1 pseudogene is annotated in these 1,919 nt (G+C 33.2%); it reads left to right on the top strand.

The window, feature by feature from the left end:
- Positions 1–780 precede the first annotated feature (780 nt).
- Positions 781–1,521: pseudogene (locus tag GJS40_RS12855) on the top strand (Tn3 family transposase); the annotation flags it as partial.
- Between the last annotated feature and the right edge of the window lie 398 nt (positions 1,522–1,919).

Raw genomic sequence — 1,919 nt, 5'->3', positions numbered from 1 at the left:
AAGAACCTTTAAAACCCATCTCCCGAAGATCCTCAAAAATCTGTTTCCTAGTCCTTCTTGACTTTTTCTTTAATTTCGAATCCTCAAATAGCCAATCTGAAACAATTTCTCCCCATTTTTCCTCATAGGGGTCCTACCAACAAAACGCGGAAAACATACGCTAAGCAAAATACGACAAAAAGAAAGCCGATATTTCCTACGCTAAGGAAACTTTTGGTTTATGATTTTTTGCGGTAACCTCAGGAAAATGCAGATTTACAACGCTAAGAAATTCTAATATAAAAGGGCTGATCTCTCAGTATTAAAATTGAGAAGTCGGGCTGTAGAGAATTTACAAATCAATTCTTATTGTCCCTGTTCGTTTCATGTTTAAAAGACTAGTATAAGATGATTTATATTAACTTTAGCAGGTTTCTTCATCCCATATACCTGATACTCTATAACTAGAGCCATTATAATTATGTAAGCGTCAAAAACGATATTGTACAGAAACCATAGTTCCTACCTAGTAAAAAGTAAAAAAGGTAGATTTTTGCACTATCGTATGGAATTAAAAGTTCAATTTACATATTTTATATTGCACAAATGAAGACTGGTGCTAGTATGGATGTATGGACACAAGTTAGTTAAGTCTCTATTATGAAATATAGATATCTTTTCTTCTCTTGAATGAGAACTTCTTGTACTTTCAACATTCCACCCCCTAATTCGTAAGATACTATATATTCATAAATTTAATAGTACAAATAATAATTCTTTAATGAAATATAAAAGAAGTAATTACTATCACAAGATACGTTAATAACTACTTCTAATACTAGTACAATTAAAGCCGGTTATACCGACCAAGTTTTCGGTTTAAGTCATTTGTTAGGATTCCGTTTTGCACCAAGGCTTCGTGATTTAGCTGATGCCAAACTATATACAATTCAAAAGCCAAGTGATTTTCCTAAAATAGAAAGTTTACTTCGAGGGCGAATTAACACAAAGATTATTCATGAGAACTTTGATAACGTTTTGCGTTTGGCTCATTCTATACGAGAAGGAAAAGTGTCGGGATCACTTATTATGGGGAAACTAGGCTCATATGCAAGGCAAAATAAGTTGGCTACTGCATTGCGAGAAATGGGAAGGATTGAAAAAACCGTTTTTATCTTAGATTACATATCTAATGGAGCATTACGAAGGCGTATTCAACGTGGATTAAACAAAGGGGAAGCCATGAATGGCTTAGCAAGAGCATTATTTTTTGGAAAAAGAGGTGAGTTGCGGGAAAGAGGATTGCAAGATCAGCTTCAACGTGCAAGTGCTTTAAACATAATAATTAACGCAATTAGCGTATGGAATACGGTATATTTAACTGAAGCCACAAAACTGTTGAATAAAAAAGGGAATTTACGAGAGGACTTATTAAAACATATTTCACCACTAGGATGGGAACATATCAATTTTCTTGGTGAATACACCTTTGATACGAAGAAAATAGCAGATCTACATTCGTTGCGCCCTCTTATTCAATAAAAATAATCAGCCGAAATTTTCCTTAGCGTAGGAAACTTCGGCTTTTTCTATATTGAATTTTGCTTAGCGTATGTTTTGCGCTTTTTGTTGGTAGAATTTCATTTTAATGTAAGATGTTAGGAATAAATAACACCACAATTCGAGAAAAGGAATTTTAATAATTTTAGGTGCAACAAATCGTCCATTAGTTCGTTAATCAAGCGAGAGGATGTTTCTTGAATGAATATTGATGAATTATATACTGAATATTTCAATGACATTTATAGGTTTGGAGAGTGTAAAATATTTTGTGTAAATAGAAATGCACTAAATAATGTTCATAGAAAAAGGAAGACCCTTTCTGTAGAATAAAGTTAGCCAACCAACTCACAGAAAAGAGGTCTTCCCTATGAATCATC

The sequence above is a fragment of the Aliibacillus thermotolerans genome (genome assembly GCF_027853235.1).
GTDB lineage: Bacteria > Bacillota > Bacilli > Bacillales > Marinococcaceae > Aliibacillus > Aliibacillus thermotolerans.
Note: the sequence above shows the minus strand (reverse complement) of the source record. Positions and strands in the feature narration are given on the sequence as shown.